The following is a 17,171-nucleotide window of genomic DNA, read 5'->3' on the forward strand; positions in this document are numbered from 1 at the left end:
TGTAATGACTTCAATCCATTTGCAGGTATTCGTTAATCATCGTAATGGTCTCTTCCGGGTGGCTGATATGCGGATAATGACCCTTGGCTTCCAGCAGCCGGAAGGTACTGTTGCTTAAATGCTTATGGAGGTATTCCCCAACCTCTATCGGGACAATACTGTCATCCGAGCATTGCAGAATCAGTGTGGGAACGGTTGACTTCGCCAGCTCGGCCCGGTGATCAGACAAGAATGTAACCTCGGCAAATTCCCTGGCAATGACCGGGTCCCCGGAAATAAAAGTCCGCTCCAGATCCTTCGTAAGCTCAGGCAGCTCAGGATTCTTCATCGCCAGCGGTGCCATGAAGCTGGCCCAGCCGGAGAAATTCATCTCCATCATTTCCAGCAGCTCGGTGATATCGCTCCGCTCAAATCCGCCGACATACCCCTCACCGTCGTTCAGATAACAGGGGGAAGGGCCGATCATAATCATTTTGCGGAAATGTTCCGGCCGTTCAATCGCAGCAAGCATTCCGATCATCGAGCTGACAGAGTGGCCTACAAATATAACATCGGTCAGCTGCAGTGAATCCATAACATCAAGCACGTCCTGCACATAGCCGCCGAAGCTGCTATACTTCTCTCCGCTGTACGCTGAAAGATCCGAATTGCCCGAACCTACATAATCAAAAAGCACCAGGCGGTACTTCTTCTCAAAAGCAGGCGTTATAAATTGCCACATGCTCTGGTCACAGCCGAACCCATGGGCCAAAACGAGGGTCTGCTCCCCTTCACCGATAACTTTTACCTTGTTGCGTACAATAACCTCTTTCATGCTCACTTGCTCCTCTTATTTAACACGTTCCCTCCATTCTGAGGGGCGCCTATGCAAAGATCAAGCAATCATTATGTGACTCCACTTCTCAAGGTGTCCATTGATCATGAACAATCCCTACCAGCTTATGATTATCACCGTTTGTCTCAAAAACAAGATAGAGGCTGCGCCAGTCCATCCCTTCCTCAGCCAAGTCCAGCCCGCCGATGTAATATTCGACGATATCATGGTTCGCTTCCGGATACACTTCTTTGAGATTTCCGGAGTTCTGCTCCTTACCCAGCTCCTTATTCACCGCAATTCCGGCATCCTGCTCAAAGTCAGCATCATAGATATACCACTTGTAGTAATCTGCAAAAGTCAGCTCAATGACCTCACCCGAACCTTCGAACACCCGCCACACCTGTTTCGCAGGATCTTCCATTAGTTTCTCCACCTCATCTCTGGTGAATACAAGGTCATTCTCTGTATCCACGTAGGCGAAGGGTGAAAACCTGATTCCCCGGCCGGGATGTGCCCACACGGCAAGCTGATCCATATCCTTCTCCTTAAGTGCGGTCATTACAGCTGCCGCGGCCTCCAGAATGTCGGGCGACTGTCCTTCTTCGGATGGTGCTGATGGTGCTGGGCCCTCCGCTTCTTCTTGCTGCACTTGCGATTGGACCGGTGTTTGAATGGGTGTCTGTAGCGGAGTCTGCTGCGGCAGCTCTGCGGGGGAGGCCTCTGGAGTGGACTGCGGTGTTTCCTGGGTCTGCTGTGGTTCCTGCGAAGGCGCTGGTGATGCCTCCGGTGTCCCGCTGCAGGCGGTGAGACATAACATAGCCGCCATTAGGGCAGCACAACCGATGTATCTTATCATTGGATAAGATCCCTCCTACAAATTTTGTGCGCATCAGTTTTTGGACAATGGGGGCCCGCCTGCTCCGGACGTCTGTACTACTTCCTTCCCCTTTCGATAGAGGAATGAATCCTGTATCTGCTGCCCGGAGCGGGAACAGCCATGGGCTTGGAAGAAATGGGGGGCGATAATCCATTGTCAGCAAGAAATAAAGGACCGGAATCTGCTGCCCGCTGGGGTTCAGGTACCGGTCCTTTCTGTTCTATGCTTTGCGGACAAACTCCGACTTCAGCTTCATTGCGCCAAACCCGTCAATTTTACAATCGATATCATGGTCGCCTTCCACCAGCCGGATGTTCTTCACCTTAGTGCCTATCTTCAGAACGGATGAGCTGCCTTTTACCTTGAGGTCTTTAATCACCGTTATGGTGTCCCCGTCAGCCAGAACATTGCCGTTCGAATCCTTAACCACCTTCTGGTCCCCGTTGCTTGCATTCTCTGCGTTCAGAGACCACTCATGTCCGCATTCCGGGCATACCAGAAGCACTCCGTCCTCATAGGTGTACACGGAACTGCACTGCGGGCAGTTTGGTAATTCATTCATTATTTCTTTTCTCCATTTCTGCTTGAGCACTTTTTTGGGATAATCCTGCTTAATTTTAGCACACCGCTTGATAGTCAGCGACAATTATATCATTATCTAATTAGATATTTATCTAATATAGAGCCGGTGATTATTATTATCCAGTTAGAAGCAGTTTCGGATCCCTTGTCTCCGGAAAGCCTTCAGATTCAAGCCTCGATCCTTAACTCCCAGCCTGCCTTCAACCTCATGGTGGAGCATAAAGCTTACCTCGATCCGCTGGAGATCCTTGAAGACAATAGGAAGAACCTCGATATGGGAGAAAAGATGCTGTACATCAAGCTCCATAACGAATACGCCGGGCTGATCACCTACCTTCCCGATTACAGCCTGGATCATCATCCCTGGATCGGACTCCTCGTTATTCACAAGCAATATAGCCGGCAGGGTATCGGGAAGACTGCAGTCCATGAACTGGAGCGGATGTTTAAGCAGCAGGGCTTACATACGGTCAGGCTGGCTGTTCAGCTGGAGAATAAGGCAGGGGAAGCATTCTGGACTGGGAACGGCTATGTCCGGATCAGAAGCGCCATAGATAACCACAATAATGAAGTTGATGTCTACGGGAAGCAGTTTAATTAAAAAGCGGATGTGGTAATAACTAAGATGTAGCTTGTTCCGGTACAAATGATCTTAAGAGGAGTGGGTATGGGCATGAAAGAATCTGATCGGATCAGTGATCGCCCCGCAAGCGATGACGAATATTCCAGCCTGGCCGCTGAAGCCGTAGACGCGATCGAGGATCTGTCCGGGGTTCATCCGGGATACCGCTGCGCGCATGCCAGGGGAACCTGCTGCCGCGCTTTCTTCCGGCCAAGCGGCCTGGGCATGGAATTCACTACCGCTGCGCATCTTCAGGAGCAGCAGGTGGACGCAGTGGTCCGTTTCTCGGGCAGCTCCACCGATCCGGCGCTGGCGGATCTTCTCTCTCCGGCCAAAGGTATGGCTGTCCAGTTCATCCTGCCGGATGGCGGTGTCACGAATCTGGTCGGAGTGACGATACCTGTCTTCTTTGCCCGCACCCCCGAGTCATTCATAGATATTGTCCGTACGGCACACCGCGCACAGGCTGGCACGCTCGGGACCCTGGAGCTGATCAAGGAGATCATGGCCCATTTCAGCGAGAGCAAGACGAGCCTGCTGGCCGTGAAACGGCTCAAGCCGCCTGCCAGCTACGCGGAGAGCTATTATTTCTGCATTCATGCTTATCTTATGGTGGATTCAGAGGGACGGAAGCTGCCTGTGAAGTTCGAGTGGATTCCCGAAACGGGAGTGCGTACGCTATCGGCCGAGGATGCGGCGCAGCAGCCGGACAATTATCTGGAGGATGAGCTGGAGCTGCGCTTCAAGGATGAGTCGGCCATCTTCCAGCTTGCTGCTGTTCTCGGTGAGGAAGGGGACCCCACGGATGACCCCACCCGCGCTTGGCCTGAGGACCGCCGGAGAATCGATCTCGGGCGGCTGCATATTTCGGAGATTATCCCGGAACCGGAGGGGCTGGTAATGGACCCCACCGCCATCACGCCCGGGATACTGCTGTCGGACGATCCGATTCTTAATTTCCGCAGTGCAGTCTATGCCGATTCCCATCATAGACGAAGTCAAGGAAGATGATCCCGGCCGGAAGCCCCGGCAGCGGATATCCGGGTTCAAAAAAAAGCGCCAAAGGGACATTTTGCTGCCCTTTGGCGCTTTTGATTCAAGGGTTAGGCTTGAATGGGTAATGGATATTAATCCAGATATACAGAGAGGAGTGCAGTATGCAGCAGGCTATGATTATCATTAACCCTGCGTCCGGCAAAGCAGACGCGCGGGACTATATCCGCAGCGCGGAAGAAGTTCTGCAAAGCGCAGGCTATCAGGTTAAGACCCATGAAACCGCCGGGGAGGGGGATGCAACTGCGTTCTGCCTGCAGGCATGCAGTGAAGGCTATGATCTGGTGGTGGCCATCGGCGGAGACGGCACCCTTCACGAGACCATGAATGGACTTGCCGATCAGGAGCACCGCCCTGCGCTGGGGATCGTGCCCATGGGAACGGTCAATGACTTCGCCCGTGCCTTGCAGATTCCGCTAAATCCTGCAGATGCCATCCGGACGCTCTCTTCCTCGCGTACCCAAAGAGTCGATATGGGCCGGCTGAACGACCGGCTGTTCGTCAATGTGGTGGCTGCAGGTTCACTCGCCGGCTCGCTCTCTTCCGTTACCTCCGAAGACAAGACCAGGCTCGGTTTCCTGGCCTATCTGAAAGAAGGCATCAAAGAGCTGGCCAGCAACAGCGCGCACGCTCTGACCATTACGCATGACGGGGAGGTCTGGGAGGGCTCCTCGCCGCTTTTTATCGCGGCACTCACGAATTCAGTAGGCGGATTCGAGAAGCTTGCACCCGGTGCTGCTGTAGATGACGGGCTGATCCACTGCTTCATCGTCAAAGATCTCCATCTGCTGAACACCGTTACGGTCAGTATCTCTTTATTGCTCGGCAACCTGAGAAATCATAAAGATGTTATTTATTTCACGGCCAGAGAGGTTTCGGTCCACTCTGCCGAGCCGGTGAAGACCAATGCCGACGGTGAAGAAGGACCTCCGCTGCCGATCCGGCTACGCACGATTCCGCGTCACATCCGGGTCATTGTGCCGGAGCAGTGACGGAGCAGTGACGGGTCAGCCGGTTCCGGAAACTGCTCTGTTCCAATTCTCAGCTAATCCCGTGCAGATCACTGAAATCCTCATTCAGCGTCCACTCCAGACGCCGCACCCATTCACGCTGCACCTCTTTGGGGGCAATCCGCAGACGGTGCAGCACATTCCACACTTTATATAAGCTGGCTGCCTTTAATTGCTGCGGTGAGAATACCAGCGGATTGCTTGACAGGTAGCCCCGGACGAAGGCTGCATTCAGCTTCAGGGCCTGCCCGGGATAATGCAGCTTCGTGAACCAGCAGACCCAGGCCACATCACTCAGCGGACCGCCCCATTCGGCCCATTCCCAGTCCAGCACATGAAGTGCACCTTCCTCTTCACAGAGTATGTTATGTACCCCGAAATCCCCATGTGTCAGCACCCACGGCTGGTCTTGGGCATCGGCAGCAGATAGAAGCTGGAGCGAATACCTGCTCAAGGAGCCGGGTACGAATTCTAATTTCTTAATCATCTGGCTAAGTGCGGATCTGTTGCTCCGCCGTATCCCTTGCTCCTGCTGATTATACGGCTGCGAATGAATCTGGGAAGCCAGTAAGTGGCCCATTCTGCTGTATATTTGTTCCGCTCTTGCCCAGTCTCCTGCATCAAGAACGGACTGTGCGCTTATGCCAGGCATGCAGTCCATCACTATAATCCGCATCCCTTCCATCTCTGACACCTCATGGATGGACGGTGTATCACAGCTTCCCTGCACCAGCTTCATGACCTGAATCTCATTGAGCGTGTCTTCATTGGACAGATTCGTTACTTTGGCTACAAGCGGAGGCTCCGCCCCCGCCATCAGATAGGCGAAATTTGTATACCCTCCTGTAAGCCGCTCCAACCGGCAGGCATATCTTGCTTCCAGCGCTCTGATGATATTAGCATTCATGATATGAAATCCCTCTCTTTTCCCTTCAGTAGACATTAATCCAAGAATATCACATGCTCCAGTTTATTACAGATTAAGGTGTTCTGCACAAGATGGCCCCCATAGGCAGGGGATTCTGGGCCAGTATGCAGATCACCCCATATATTTGCAGCAGAAACAGACCTGCAAGTAACCTTACGGGTCTGTTCGGGATGCTTCTTATCGCCTCGGCAGTGCTGCCGCAGATTTGTTACTGCTGAAGCGTGCTGTAGAGTTTGTGAATCACGACCATCTGGCCGATATGATAGGCATTATGAGTTGCCGCATTGCTGATGATTTCCCACCATGCAGCCGGTTCGGGGAATCCCTTCACCTGTTCCTCAAGTTTCTCTTCAGACAGCAGGGTCTGCCATTGGAGCAGGGTCTGCAGCAGGCTTCCCCGCAGTTCGCTGAATGCAATACCCTCCGGGACCACAAAGCTGCGGTTGTTATCACCAATCGGAGGGACATCCACCCGCCCTTCCCGGTACCTGATCTGCCAGGTCTCATTCCAGTACAGCAAATGACGGGTGAGCTCAGCAATACTGCTCACGTCCGCTCCCGGCTTCCAGAAAGCTTCTTCCTCTGTAACCGCCTCTACCGCCTGAATGAACGGAAGATGCCAGCTGGGATCATTGGCATTAGCCAATAATTGACTGGCAAGCACATCCTTGGCATGAACCATGCTTCCACTCTCCTTTTCTTACTGAAAGTACCACATTCCGGACAATATAAGCCAGGTAGGGTTCAACTATAATTAAAGTCCTCTTCCCTTAATGGGAACGAGGACTTTCTCTACATCCCTGATGGATGGTAATCGCTTAATTTGCCATAATAGATCAGTTCCAGCCGGTCACTCTGCCGGAAATCATCCGGGGTCACGAGTGCAGGCAGCTTGTTCCACAGCTTAATTCCCGAGCGCTCCAGAATCTCGGCCACAAACTGCGAGCAGAAGTAGGAGTTGCTGAATTCAACCGGCTCCTTCAGGGCGATGCCGATTACACCGAGGATATTATAGAGATACTTCTGGCGGCTGCGGATGAAGACCTGCAGAACCCGCTTCATTTTCTCCACCTCGCGGTCTGTGACCTGAAGCTCGTAGATGACGCAGGTTGTACCCGGATACTTGCTGTATGTACCTGTACGGATATCCTCCTTCACGAACCCGCCGTTCAGCGGGTTGGCCGGATGCTTCCGCCCGAAGCTGTACAGCTCTGACAGCTCCCGGTTAAACGAGATGGAGGCATGATTATACGGAGCCTTGGTGTAGCCCTGGATCAGCCTCGTAAAAAGCGTACCTGTATTGGTGAGCAGGATATAGACCGAAGAATCAGCTGACATTGCAAATTTCCCCTTATAGTCTGTTATATAGGCCTTCTGTGGCAGTGATCCGGTAACTCTGTGGAATCCTGCACATAATACAACATTATCCTCAATAAATGGGATCAAATCGGAAAATGTTGTACAAAAGGCAGCATTTCGCCTTCTCCAAGCGGCTTAGCGGGAATATTCTTGTATTTCATACAACAATCTTCCCGTACACCCGGCTATCCATGATTCAGAGTTGTAGAACGTACAACATTTATATCTGCAGTGCCTACTAAGAAGTCTCCAAACAGCACAACGAATCAAGTGTAAGCTTCAAAATAAGCTGGACACTCTGTTTATTCTAACATAAAATTCCTTTATTGAAATTCCACCCCGAGATAAGTTGGTGATTGCTGATGAACCGCTCGTTATTTACGCTCGTGCTTATTTTTGCAGCTTTATCGGTCATACACTTATTGTATCTTGCTGTCAGCAGACTGCAGAAGGACAAGGACTATACCGGAATCGGCTTCCGGATCAAAACCTGGTGGGGCATGCTGTTCATCTTCTGCCTGGCTACCCTGTCCAATTCCGTCGTCTCCCTGCTGTCTTTGATGGTGCTGGCCTTCTTCGCCCTCAAAGAGTATTTCTCCATGATCCGGACAAGAAAAGCGGACCGCAGGCTGTTCCTGTGGGCGTACCTGTCCATTCCGCTGCAGTTCTACTGGGTCTATATCGAGTGGTACGGGATGTTCATTGTCTTCATTCCGGTCTATGTGTTCCTGCTGCTGCCGCTTCCGCGGCTGATCAACAAAGGCACCCTCGGCTTCCTGCGCAGTGTCAGCGCCACCCAGTGGGGACTCATGCTCATGGTCTTCGGGCTAAGCCACCTGGCCTACTTCCAATTTGCGTCACCGGAGTATGGGGCCGGTCTTGTCCTGTTCCTGGTCGTGCTGACCCAGCTCAATGATGCCGTTCACTATCTGGCCTCGATCTATTTCGGCAAACACAAAATCGTTCCCACCTCCAACCCCTACCTGACCTGGGAAGGATTCGCCTGCGCGTTCGTTGTGACTACAGCGGTCTCCTATCTGATCTATCCGCACCTCACACCGCTGAACCCGGCCTTCGGGTATCTCTCCGGCATGCTGATCAGCCTCAGCGGCTTCTTCGGCAGCCTGACCGTATCTGTGCTCAAGCGCGATCTGCTGATCGGCGATGATGATAAATTCGCTGCGCTGAAGAAAAGCTACCTCAGCCGCATAGACAGCCTTACCTATACCGCCCCCGTGTTCTTTCATGTCATCCGGTACTTTTTCGACTTCATGTAGTCGCCCAGACACAAAAACAGAGACTATCCGCTAATGGATAGTCTCTGTTGTGCTGCCCGGCTTAATTCGTGCTTGTGCCCGCATCAGCAGGAGCTGTTGTACCCGCATCCGCCGGCTTCGTTGTACCTGCGTCAGCTGGCTTCGTCGTACCTGCATCTGCCGGCTTCGTGGTTCCCGCATCGGCAGGTCTCGTGGTGCCCGCATCCGCAGGAGCTGTTGTGCCTGCATCCGCTGGCTTGGTAGTTCCTGCGTCTGCTGGCTTCGTGGTGCCCGCATCCGCAGGTCTCGTGGTGCCGGCGTCAGCTGGCGGTGTACCGCCTTGACCGTTGCCTCTGCCGCCTCCGCCGCCGAATCCGCCTCCACCGCCGCCAGGGCCACCCATGCTGCTTGGGGCGGTGGTTATACCGGATTCATTGACCCAGGTTACACTGCTGGTGATATCAAAGGTCACGAATTCGGTGCCTCCGCTGTATTCGCCATCCGTATATAATCCGTCTACGGCTGTTCCGGTAGCGCTGCCTCCGGTATAGACGGTGTACGAGCCCTCTTTCAGCTCAGGGGAGCTAACAACTACGGTCTGGAAGCTCTTCGATGGAGTGAAGGTCAGGATGGTATTGCCATCAGCGTCTTCCAGGTGAACCATGGTACCAGCCTGCTGAGTTTCTGTGAAGCTCATGCCTACCGAATACTGGCTGGATTCTTCACCAGGAGCCTGTGCCATACCGGAAGCGCCTGCTGCCACCAGATATCCGCCCGTCATGTTGAAGGTTCCGTCATAATCCAGTGCGCCGTTGCCCGAGTTCTCAGGTCCATTCACAATTGCGGTTCCGCCGGTCATGGTGATGGACCCGTTCGAATCCAGACCGTCGCCTGCTGCATCCACGGTCAGGGTTCCGCCGCTGATGGTCAGCATATTGCTTCCGGTGCCGGCAGTGAATTGATCCTGTGCCTGCGTTCCCCCAGCAGCCGCATTGTCATCGTTGCCTCCGGCCACATTCACGCCGTCATCCGTCGCGACTACATGAATCTCACCGCCGGATACGGTAATGTTTCCTCCTTCAATCCCTTCATAGCTCTTGGTAATATTGATCGTTCCGCCGGACAGGGAGGTCAGGGAATCCGCATGGATCCCGTCATCGCCTGCGGCAATTTCGAATTGTCCGTCTGTGATGGAGACATTGCTGTTGCTGTGCACCGCGTCATCTGCGGAATCAATCGTGAAGCTTCCGCCGTTCAAGGTGAGGTCTCCGCCTGCTTTCAGCCCCTTGGCGCTGGTCGATTCAGTCTCAGTGGTGGCAGTGGCATCTGTGCTGGCAGCTGCAGGCTGGTCAGTTGCTGCCGCTGCATCCATTGCCGGCGGGGTACCTCCTGCGGCTGCCTGATCCCCAGAAGTCTCTGTTCCCGGACGTTGGCCGCCGAAGCCACCGCCGCCCATATCCATGCCCATGCCGCCTTCGCCGGCCTTCACTTCAGCATTTACACTGCCGCCGCCGGTTACCAGCGTGTAGGTTCCGCCGTCGATTACAGCCGCCGTCTCGGCTTGAATGCCGTCATTGCCTGCGGTAATATCGAAGGTTCCCGCTGCTATAGCGATGAAGCCTTTGTCCGTATCCTCGTCGTTGGTCGATTTAATGCCATCGCCCTCTGCGTTGATCGTAATTGTGCCGTCCTGTACAGCGATCAGGTCTTTGCCGACGATACCATCATCCGCTGCCTTCACTTCAATCGTACCGGACATGATCTTCAGATCGTCTTTGCTTGAAATACCATCGTTGTAGTTGCCGGTTACCGTCAGCTTGCCGGTACCGTTAATGGTCAGATCGGCTTTACTGAAGATGGCCGCGCCTGGTTCATCGGTAGCCGCATCTGCGAACACATAAGCAGCTCCGTCAGTCACACTGTTCTCAGTGCCTTCCTGCAGGGTGATCACAACTTTGCCGGCTTCCTTGATGTAGACCGGAGCACTGTCACTATCCGTCAGCTGAGCGCCGTTCAGCACCAGCCGTACGGTTCCTTTCGCCTGCTCGTCTACAATAATCTGGCCGTCACTGAGCGTGCCGCTGAGTACATAAGTCCCTGCTTCCGTAATCGTTACCGTTCCGTCCGCAGCTGTGGCACCGGCGCCATCCACAGTAGCGCTCGTTCCGGCTAGTGTAACCGCAGTCGAATCCGCCTCCGTCCAGGCCGTCTCAGCATCATCTTCATCAAATGATACCAGATCCGCCAGCTTCACACTTGCCAGCTGTACTGCGGCAGACGTACTGCTCTGCTCTGCTGTTACCGCTGTATCTGCGTTGTTACTTGCAGCGTTTTGCGTAGCGGCGTTTGTGCTGCAAGCCGACATGACTGCGGCGCATAACAGTACCAGTCCTATTTTACTGCCTAAGATTAAGTTCTTCATATGTCATCGTTCCCTTCTGGTCTAGCATTAATAGTCATTCATGACCGGAGCCATGGTCAGTGAGAGGTCAAGGTTACCGTTGCGTGTGCGGATCGCGTCAAGCAATTCCTTCTGGCTCGTGTGCTCATCAATCGTTACGGCATAGACCAGTTCATACAGGCTGCCAAGTTCAGTGGTTCTGATTTTCTTAAGCTCGTAAGCCACATTGAATTTATTGAAAACTTCCGCGAAAGCTTCCTCATAACCCAGATTCTCGGGAATGGTCACTTTCAGTGTCTTTTGCACCGACTTTCTGAGACCGAAGCCTGTACGGTTAAGCACGACCATCAGTACGCAGAGGATAATGGTGAAGAGCACCGCATATCCGAATGATCCTACCCCGCAGGCCAGGCCGGAGGCCATGGTGAACAGGACGAAGGTGATATCCTTCGGATCGCCGGGTGCGCTTCTGAAGCGGATGATGGAGAAGGCGCCGGCAAGGCTGAAGGCCCGGGCCACGTTGCTGCCGATGAGCAGGATAATGATAGCCACAATGACTGGCAGCAGGACCATCGTGAGCGTGAAGCTCTGTGAATATCCGGCAGGGTTCGTCTTCATGTAGGTGTAGCTGATGAGCCCGCCAAGTACAATCGAGATCAATATGGTTAAAATAGCATTAGTGAAGGTTAGCTCCGTTGTAGTCAGGGCTGCGGAGAAAATCGAATCAAGCATATAGGACACTCTCTCTTTCTGCTTTGCTGTTCTTCAGCATTTTTTTATATTCATTGCCGTATTTGGAGAAGCTGGTGCGGTACATCTGGTGTTCGGAGAGCATTTTGGCCAGCCAGACCGGTATCGTCTTCTCCGCCTTCACTTCCATCAGCCATTGACCCGGCTCCAGCAGCTCCTCGCCGTATACGCCGTGCTCCATCTTCAGATCGTACCGCCGGCAGCGGATATTCGTATCGAAGGTGATGCGCAGATCGCGGTTGTTTTTGCAGAACATCGCTTTGCGGTCATAGGACAGGTACAGCTTCGGCTGCAGATCATAGCGGGTCAGCATGTACTTGATTTCTTCAATCACCTGCTTGTTCATGTAGCTCTTGAATTCAGGCTCGATGCCGCTGGCGACGAAATCATAGGCTTCATTCAGCTTGAGCGAGGTTCTTCTCTTGTTCACCAGGCCGAACACCTTTTTCTTAATTTCCAGATAGACCTTGGTGTCGCCGGTAGGAATGCCATATGCTCTGATGCGAAGCTTCTCCTTGTATTTCGGCTTGGCCAGGCTGCTGCGGATCAGGGAATCATGTGGTGTGTCATAATACAGGTTGGTGATGGAATAGTACTCATGCTGTTTGTTGTACTCATCGGGTTCCATGTATTCGAGCAGTTCGTTATAGAGCTTCAGGTAGGATTCAGTGTCGAACAGGTATTTGTTCTCGTAACGGTTGAATACTTCAATAGCCATATGGGTTCAGATCCTTTCGGGTGGTGTAATGGAGACTGCCTTTATCTGTTGTTTCGTGTGCCTCGCTTGCTTATGAATGTATCTTAGCCCCCGAACCTTTAATGAATCTTAAATGGCTTTACACTGCGCTGACTTTTTTACACAGGGATAACACTTCTGAATTTATCTTCTATATAAGTGCCCTGGAACGATTGGAATTTCATCCGATGATTTCGCTCGTCTGAATACCTCCGGCAGCACCTGATCAGCAGTACAGTTAAGGTTGATTAAAGGTAATCTTGCTATAATGACTTAAGCAGCAAGTACATTACTTATGAAGAGGATGAACCATCCCATGAGAATATTAATCGTAGAAGACGAGATCCATCTGGCGGAAGCCTTGACCCAAATATTGAAGAAGCACAATTACTCGGTGGACGCCGTCCATGACGGCAGATCAGGTCTCGATTATGCACAGAGCGGGATCTATGACCTGCTGCTGCTCGATATTATGATGCCGGAGATGGATGGAATCAGCGTGCTGAAGGAGCTGCGGAAAGAAGGAATCTCCACGCCGGTGATCATGCTGACGGCCAAAGGCGAGATTACCGATATGGTGACGGGACTGGACTACGGAGCGGATGATTATATTGCGAAGCCGTTCTCCTCGGAGGAGCTGCTGGCCAGAATACGGGCCGCCCTGCGGCGCAAAGGGGAAGTGATTCCTGAGGATGGCTTGAAGTTCGGAGATATTGAGCTGAATACGGCGAATCCGAAGCTGACGGTCAAGGGCAAGGAAATCAAGCTGAACCTTAAGGAAACCGAGCTGCTGGAGCTGCTGATCCTAAGGAAGCAGGCCGTAACCTCCAAGGAGCAGATTATTGAGAAGCTGTGGGGGTTCGATTCCGAAGCGGAGCATAATAACGTGGAGGTCTATATTTCTTTTTTGCGCAAAAAGCTTACCTTCCTGAATTCCGAGGTGCGCATCAGCACGATTAGAGGCGTGGGTTATGTATTAGAGGTGAATGCTTAATGTTCAATAAACTCAGAAACCGGTTCCTGATTGTTAATCTGGCTACCATCTCCATCATGATGCTGCTCGCCTTCGCCACGATCTATATCATCATGTACGTCAATGTGCAGAATGATATTAATATGGCGCTGCACCGGATTGCGGACAATGAGCAGAAGGGACCCGGCGGCGCACAAGGAGGGCCCCGCGGTGCAGCAGACGGCGGCAGTATGCCCATGGATAAAGGGCCAATTGATGCTTACCAGCCTGACCGTTCCGTCTCGTTCACCATACAGACCGATGCAAACGGTACGCTGATCAGCAAGGACTCCAAATTCACGATGGATGATGACTTCTATACTGCTGCGCTTAAGGAAGCCCTTAGCAACGGCAAGGACATTGGCAGGTTCACCCTTGACGGCAGCCGCTGGATCTTCATGGTTAAGCATACGGGGGATAAGGAACAGGTCGTCTTCATGGACATCTCTTCCCAGCAGAAGATCCTGACCAACCTCATCTACACCTTCACGGCCGTCGGCCTGCTGATGCTGATCATTCTCTACTTCACCAGCCGGTTTTTCGCCAACCGTTCGATTGCGCCAGTCCGGGAGGCCTTCGACAAGCAAAAGCAGTTCATCGCCGATGCCTCGCATGAGCTGAAGACGCCGCTGACGATCATCAACACCAACGCGGATGTACTCCTGTCCAACAGTGACGATACGATCCGCAATCAGGCGAAGTGGCTGCAGTATATCAAGTCGGAGACCGAGCGCATGACCCGGCTGACCAACGACCTGCTGTACCTGACAGAGATGGACGATTCCCGGACTGGAATGATCCACAGCAAGTTCAATATGAGCGATGCGGTAGAGAATATTATTCTGACCATGGAGGCTGTTATCTTCGAGAAGAATATCTCCTTCGACTACAACATCGAACCGGAGCTTACCGTGCTGGGGAACAGCGAACAGATTAAGCAAGTGGTGATGATTCTGCTGGACAACGCAGTGAAATATACGAATCCTAAGGGCGCTGTAACCATCTCACTCAAAAAGCAAAATAACGATGTCCTCCTCTCCGTCTCGAATACCGGGGAAGGCATCGCTGCCGAGCATCTGACGCGGATCTTTGACCGCTTTTACCGTACGGACACTTCCAGAGCGCGCAAGCAGGGCGGCTACGGCCTGGGTCTGGCTATCGCCAAGTCGATTGTGGATCAGCATAAAGGGAAGATTTACGCGAAGAGTGTGGCCGGAGAGTCAACGACGTTCTATGTGCAGCTGCCTTGAGGGTTGCGTAAAGCATACCCATCTTATATTCCCAATAATTCAGCCTCTCCCTTACCGGAAGAGGCTGAATTACTGACTATCTCTAAAGATAAGGGTTTCTTGTTAATCCCGCTGCCGGCATTATACGTTCATCTGCTGCTTCAGCCCCATTGCTGCGGCCCGGTTCTTCAGTCATGCGTTCCTCTTTCTTCTGCAATACAATCGTGAATTCACCTAATCCGGGAACGTAGATCCGGGCTTCAGAATTCACTTGGTCCATACCAGACAACTGGCTCATGAGGTCTTCTGCCGAGTTTATTTCCATCCTATCCTTCACCCCCTGCGGTAAGATGATGAACGCCTACGGATTGATACCGACGGAGAACGGACGCGCACCAACCGGAATAACGCTAATTACAGCCTGGGTGACCCCATCAATAACCGATACCGTGTTATCATCCTGATTAGTAATATAGATGCGGTTCGTCAATGGATTGGCGCCTGCACCATTAGGGTTATTCCCCACCGGAATGGTAGTAATCACCGTATTGGTTAATCCGCCAATCACCGATACATTGTCGTCATCCCGGTTTGGTACATAGATGGCATTGGTAGAGATGTTCACTCCCGGCTCAGCCGGAGTCGTGCCGACAGGCACGTTGGTGATCACCGTATTGGTCGCTCCATCAATGACGGAAACGGTGTTGCTGGTGAAGTTCGAGACATAAATCCGGTTCGTCAAGGGATCAACAGCCAAACGGAACGGGTTCACCTGCACGGGAATCTGTGTAATAACCGTATTCGTAGCCCCATCAATGACGGTAACAATATCCGAGTTGAATTCAGCTACATAAATAGTATTGGTTAATGAATTCACGCCGATTCCCGTGGGAAAAGGAGAACCCCCGGCGGGAATAATGGTAGTCACCACAGTGTTGGTTAATCCGTCAATGACAGTGACTGTATTATCATTAAAATTCGCCACATAGATGGCATTGGTAGCCGTATTGACCGCGACTCCGCCTGCTCCATCCCCCGCAGGAACGGTGGCCAGCACCGTATTGGTCACTCCGTCGATAACGGATACATTATCGCTGTTCAAATTAGCAACATAGATGCGGTTGGTTAACGGGTTCACCGCTACACCTGCAGGATTCACACCTACAGGGATGACTGCAATCACCGCACCTGTAACACCGTTGATGACAGAAACATCATTGCTGTTGAAATTGGCAACATAGATACGGTTGACGGAGCCTGTGACTCCCCCCTCTTCAGCACCCAGCAGCTCGGCTGAGACAAGACGGTGGGCGGTAACCAGCTGCCCGGCTGAATTCTTACCCCACACGGAGGTTTCCGTCTGCAATTCAGCAAGACCTTCCGTTGTAAATACAAACTCATAGGCATCCAGATTGGCAAAATAATTTCTTGTGATCACTTCGTCTGGGGAAACCGTAATAAGCTCGCTTACATACAGCGTCCTTGTGAGGGTTAGATTGTACCCTTGGATCAGAATAGCGGACTGATTCACCGCGTCCCGGTTATCGATCTTTACCGTCACCTGCATAGTAGGCCTGACACCGCTCACTTCATTATTTTCAATAGGCCCTGTTGACAGAATAGCCATTCTAGCGATTCCTCCTTTTAATCAGAGATTTAAAAAACTACCAGTCTCTCATAAGATATGTAAGAACTGGAGTCCGGATTGGACTATACTATAGCTAGAATTAAATTATGGCTCGACTGCCCATTTATCCAGGAAAGGTGTGATCCTATGCATTCTATTGGCCCTAACCCAAACGAGGTCCATCCCAATCCCCATATCAGGCAGATCCGTTTCATCAAAAATACAATCACACGCCCCAACATTATTGCGGGAGATTTCTCCTACTATGATGATCCTGACGAATCGGTATCCTTCGAGAGCCGGGTTACCCATCATTATGAGTTCATCGGGGACAAGCTGATCATCGGCAAATTCTGCGCCATCGCCTGCGGCACCGAATTCATTATGAATGGGGCCAACCACCGGATGGGCTCAGTGACCACCTACCCCTTCAATATTATGGGCGGCGGCTGGGAGCAGGCGACGCCTGAGCTGGCGGATCTGCCCTACAAAGGCGATACCGTCATCGGAAGCGATGTCTGGATCGGCCAGAATGCTACGATCATGCCGGGCGTGACGATTGGCGACGGGGCGATCATCGCCGCTAATGCTACTGTCACCAAGGATGTTCCCGCGTACCATATCGCCGGGGGCAATCCGGCCCGGATTCTGCGGCAGCGCTTCAGCGATGAACTGATCCGGCGGCTGCTGGAGCTGAAGTGGTGGGACTGGAGCCCGGAGAAGATCACGGCGAATCTTGAGGTGCTATGCAGCAGTGATCCGGAGCGGATCAGAAGTCTTGAGGGGGAGGTCTGAAGGGCGTGAAGCTCCCGGATTCCCGGCACTGGTAACTCATGAAATAGAATCGTAAGCCACCAAGGGGTGTCTCAACAGCCGGATAACGGGTGTTTGAGACACCCCTTATTGTTTAGC

General features: G+C 52.4%; 18 protein-coding genes. 7 read left to right on the forward strand and 11 right to left on the reverse strand.

The window, feature by feature from the left end; genetic code table 11:
- Positions 1 to 10: 10 nt before the first annotated feature.
- From PBOR_RS33850 to PBOR_RS33860, 3 genes are all read right to left on the reverse strand, one after another.
- Positions 11 to 814 (reverse strand): alpha/beta fold hydrolase, encoded by an 804-nt coding sequence (locus PBOR_RS33850; RefSeq protein ID WP_042218455.1) that lies wholly within the window; start codon positions 812 to 814, stop codon positions 11 to 13.
- Positions 815 to 902: 88 nt separating this feature from the next.
- Entirely contained in the window at positions 903 to 1,673 is a 771-nt protein-coding gene (locus PBOR_RS33855) for a hypothetical protein (protein WP_042218456.1), read from the reverse strand.
- Positions 1,674 to 1,914: 241 nt separating this feature from the next.
- The gene (locus PBOR_RS33860) at positions 1,915 to 2,256 is read right to left on the reverse strand and encodes a zinc ribbon domain-containing protein YjdM (RefSeq protein ID WP_042218458.1); all 342 of its coding nucleotides are present in this window, start codon (positions 2,254 to 2,256) and stop codon (positions 1,915 to 1,917) included.
- 165 nt (positions 2,257 to 2,421) lie between these two features.
- Here PBOR_RS33860 and PBOR_RS33865 point away from each other — a divergent pair, with 165 nt between their 5' ends.
- From PBOR_RS33865 to PBOR_RS33875, 3 genes are all read left to right on the forward strand, one after another.
- On the forward strand, positions 2,422 to 2,877 hold the full coding sequence (locus tag PBOR_RS33865; RefSeq protein ID WP_042218460.1) for a GNAT family N-acetyltransferase: 456 nt from the start codon (positions 2,422 to 2,424) through the stop codon (positions 2,875 to 2,877).
- Between the two features lie 72 nt (positions 2,878 to 2,949).
- Complete coding sequence (locus tag PBOR_RS33870) at positions 2,950 to 3,909, forward strand: catalase (protein WP_042220233.1); 960 nt, start codon at positions 2,950 to 2,952, stop codon at positions 3,907 to 3,909.
- A gap of 146 nt (positions 3,910 to 4,055) precedes the next feature.
- The gene (locus PBOR_RS33875) at positions 4,056 to 4,943 is read left to right on the forward strand and encodes a diacylglycerol/lipid kinase family protein (RefSeq protein ID WP_042218461.1); all 888 of its coding nucleotides are present in this window, start codon (positions 4,056 to 4,058) and stop codon (positions 4,941 to 4,943) included.
- A 49-nt stretch (positions 4,944 to 4,992) separates the two neighbouring features.
- Here PBOR_RS33875 and PBOR_RS33880 read toward each other — a convergent pair whose 3' ends face one another.
- The 3 genes from PBOR_RS33880 to PBOR_RS33890 form a co-directional block, all read right to left on the reverse strand.
- A complete protein-coding gene (locus PBOR_RS33880) occupies positions 4,993 to 5,868 on the reverse strand; it encodes a phosphotransferase family protein (protein WP_042218463.1) in 876 nt (291 codons plus the stop codon).
- A gap of 229 nt (positions 5,869 to 6,097) precedes the next feature.
- Positions 6,098 to 6,571: a DinB family protein gene (locus PBOR_RS33885; protein ID WP_042218465.1), complete on the reverse strand. Its 474-nt coding sequence runs from the start codon at positions 6,569 to 6,571 to the stop codon at positions 6,098 to 6,100.
- Between the two features lie 110 nt (positions 6,572 to 6,681).
- The gene (locus PBOR_RS33890) at positions 6,682 to 7,227 is read right to left on the reverse strand and encodes a hypothetical protein (protein ID WP_042218467.1); all 546 of its coding nucleotides are present in this window, start codon (positions 7,225 to 7,227) and stop codon (positions 6,682 to 6,684) included.
- Positions 7,228 to 7,610: 383 nt separating this feature from the next.
- Here PBOR_RS33890 and PBOR_RS33895 point away from each other — a divergent pair, with 383 nt between their 5' ends.
- On the forward strand, positions 7,611 to 8,525 hold the full coding sequence (locus PBOR_RS33895) for a phosphatidate cytidylyltransferase (RefSeq protein ID WP_042140464.1): 915 nt from the start codon (positions 7,611 to 7,613) through the stop codon (positions 8,523 to 8,525).
- A 61-nt stretch (positions 8,526 to 8,586) separates the two neighbouring features.
- On the opposite strand, the gene PBOR_RS33900 is transcribed toward PBOR_RS33895, so the two are convergent.
- The 3 genes from PBOR_RS33900 to PBOR_RS33910 are packed head-to-tail and all read right to left on the reverse strand — an operon-like array spanning position 8,587 to position 12,373.
- Positions 8,587 to 10,926, reverse strand: a complete 2,340-nt coding sequence (locus tag PBOR_RS33900; RefSeq protein ID WP_042218470.1) for a carbohydrate-binding domain-containing protein — start codon at positions 10,924 to 10,926, stop codon at positions 8,587 to 8,589.
- Between the two features lie 27 nt (positions 10,927 to 10,953).
- Positions 10,954 to 11,637: a DUF4956 domain-containing protein gene (locus tag PBOR_RS33905; protein WP_042218472.1), complete on the reverse strand. Its 684-nt coding sequence runs from the start codon at positions 11,635 to 11,637 to the stop codon at positions 10,954 to 10,956.
- Positions 11,630 to 12,373, reverse strand: coding sequence for a polyphosphate polymerase domain-containing protein (locus PBOR_RS33910; protein ID WP_042218473.1), 744 nt, complete (start codon positions 12,371 to 12,373; stop codon positions 11,630 to 11,632). The genes PBOR_RS33905 and PBOR_RS33910 overlap by 8 nt, the downstream gene beginning before the upstream one ends.
- A gap of 334 nt (positions 12,374 to 12,707) precedes the next feature.
- Here PBOR_RS33910 and PBOR_RS33915 point away from each other — a divergent pair, with 334 nt between their 5' ends.
- Both PBOR_RS33915 and PBOR_RS33920 read left to right on the forward strand, forming a co-directional pair.
- Positions 12,708 to 13,385: a response regulator transcription factor gene (locus PBOR_RS33915; RefSeq protein ID WP_042218475.1), complete on the forward strand. Its 678-nt coding sequence runs from the start codon at positions 12,708 to 12,710 to the stop codon at positions 13,383 to 13,385.
- Entirely contained in the window at positions 13,385 to 14,653 is a 1,269-nt protein-coding gene (locus PBOR_RS33920) for a sensor histidine kinase (protein ID WP_042218477.1), read from the forward strand. The genes PBOR_RS33915 and PBOR_RS33920 overlap by 1 nt, the downstream gene beginning before the upstream one ends.
- A gap of 82 nt (positions 14,654 to 14,735) precedes the next feature.
- On the opposite strand, the gene PBOR_RS33925 is transcribed toward PBOR_RS33920, so the two are convergent.
- Together PBOR_RS33925 and PBOR_RS33930 are read right to left on the reverse strand one after the other, a co-directional pair.
- Complete coding sequence (locus tag PBOR_RS33925; protein ID WP_042218479.1) at positions 14,736 to 14,957, reverse strand: hypothetical protein; 222 nt, start codon at positions 14,955 to 14,957, stop codon at positions 14,736 to 14,738.
- A 36-nt stretch (positions 14,958 to 14,993) separates the two neighbouring features.
- A complete protein-coding gene (locus tag PBOR_RS33930; protein ID WP_042218481.1) occupies positions 14,994 to 16,259 on the reverse strand; it encodes a beta-propeller fold lactonase family protein in 1,266 nt (421 codons plus the stop codon).
- 147 nt (positions 16,260 to 16,406) lie between these two features.
- On the opposite strand from PBOR_RS33930, the gene PBOR_RS33935 reads away from it, so the two are divergent.
- Positions 16,407 to 17,054, forward strand: coding sequence for a Vat family streptogramin A O-acetyltransferase (locus PBOR_RS33935; RefSeq protein ID WP_042218483.1), 648 nt, complete (start codon positions 16,407 to 16,409; stop codon positions 17,052 to 17,054).
- Positions 17,055 to 17,171 lie beyond the last annotated feature (117 nt).

Source organism: Paenibacillus borealis, assembly GCF_000758665.1.
Classification (GTDB): domain Bacteria; phylum Bacillota; class Bacilli; order Paenibacillales; family Paenibacillaceae; genus Paenibacillus_AQ; species Paenibacillus_AQ borealis.

Bases quoted from the DNA above. Each gene is read 5' to 3' on its own strand.
- PBOR_RS33850 (WP_042218455.1), bottom strand. From the start codon at position 814: ATGAAAGAGGTTATTGTACGCAACAAGGTAAAAGTTATCGGTGAAGGG.
- PBOR_RS33855 (WP_042218456.1), bottom strand. From the start codon at position 1,673: ATGATAAGATACATCGGTTGTGCTGCCCTAATGGCGGCTATGTTATGT.
- PBOR_RS33860 (WP_042218458.1), bottom strand. From the start codon at position 2,256: ATGAATGAATTACCAAACTGCCCGCAGTGCAGTTCCGTGTACACCTAT.
- PBOR_RS33870 (WP_042220233.1), top strand. From the start codon at position 2,950: ATGAAAGAATCTGATCGGATCAGTGATCGCCCCGCAAGCGATGACGAA.
- PBOR_RS33875 (WP_042218461.1), top strand. From the start codon at position 4,056: ATGCAGCAGGCTATGATTATCATTAACCCTGCGTCCGGCAAAGCAGAC.
- PBOR_RS33880 (WP_042218463.1), bottom strand. From the start codon at position 5,868: ATGAATGCTAATATCATCAGAGCGCTGGAAGCAAGATATGCCTGCCGG.
- PBOR_RS33885 (WP_042218465.1), bottom strand. From the start codon at position 6,571: ATGGTTCATGCCAAGGATGTGCTTGCCAGTCAATTATTGGCTAATGCC.
- PBOR_RS33890 (WP_042218467.1), bottom strand. From the start codon at position 7,227: ATGTCAGCTGATTCTTCGGTCTATATCCTGCTCACCAATACAGGTACG.
- PBOR_RS33895 (WP_042140464.1), top strand. From the start codon at position 7,611: ATGAACCGCTCGTTATTTACGCTCGTGCTTATTTTTGCAGCTTTATCG.
- PBOR_RS33900 (WP_042218470.1), bottom strand. From the start codon at position 10,926: ATGAAGAACTTAATCTTAGGCAGTAAAATAGGACTGGTACTGTTATGC.
- PBOR_RS33905 (WP_042218472.1), bottom strand. From the start codon at position 11,637: ATGCTTGATTCGATTTTCTCCGCAGCCCTGACTACAACGGAGCTAACC.
- PBOR_RS33910 (WP_042218473.1), bottom strand. From the start codon at position 12,373: ATGGCTATTGAAGTATTCAACCGTTACGAGAACAAATACCTGTTCGAC.
- PBOR_RS33915 (WP_042218475.1), top strand. From the start codon at position 12,708: ATGAGAATATTAATCGTAGAAGACGAGATCCATCTGGCGGAAGCCTTG.
- PBOR_RS33920 (WP_042218477.1), top strand. From the start codon at position 13,385: ATGTTCAATAAACTCAGAAACCGGTTCCTGATTGTTAATCTGGCTACC.
- PBOR_RS33925 (WP_042218479.1), bottom strand. From the start codon at position 14,957: ATGGAAATAAACTCGGCAGAAGACCTCATGAGCCAGTTGTCTGGTATG.
- PBOR_RS33930 (WP_042218481.1), bottom strand. From the start codon at position 16,259: ATGGCTATTCTGTCAACAGGGCCTATTGAAAATAATGAAGTGAGCGGT.
- PBOR_RS33935 (WP_042218483.1), top strand. From the start codon at position 16,407: ATGCATTCTATTGGCCCTAACCCAAACGAGGTCCATCCCAATCCCCAT.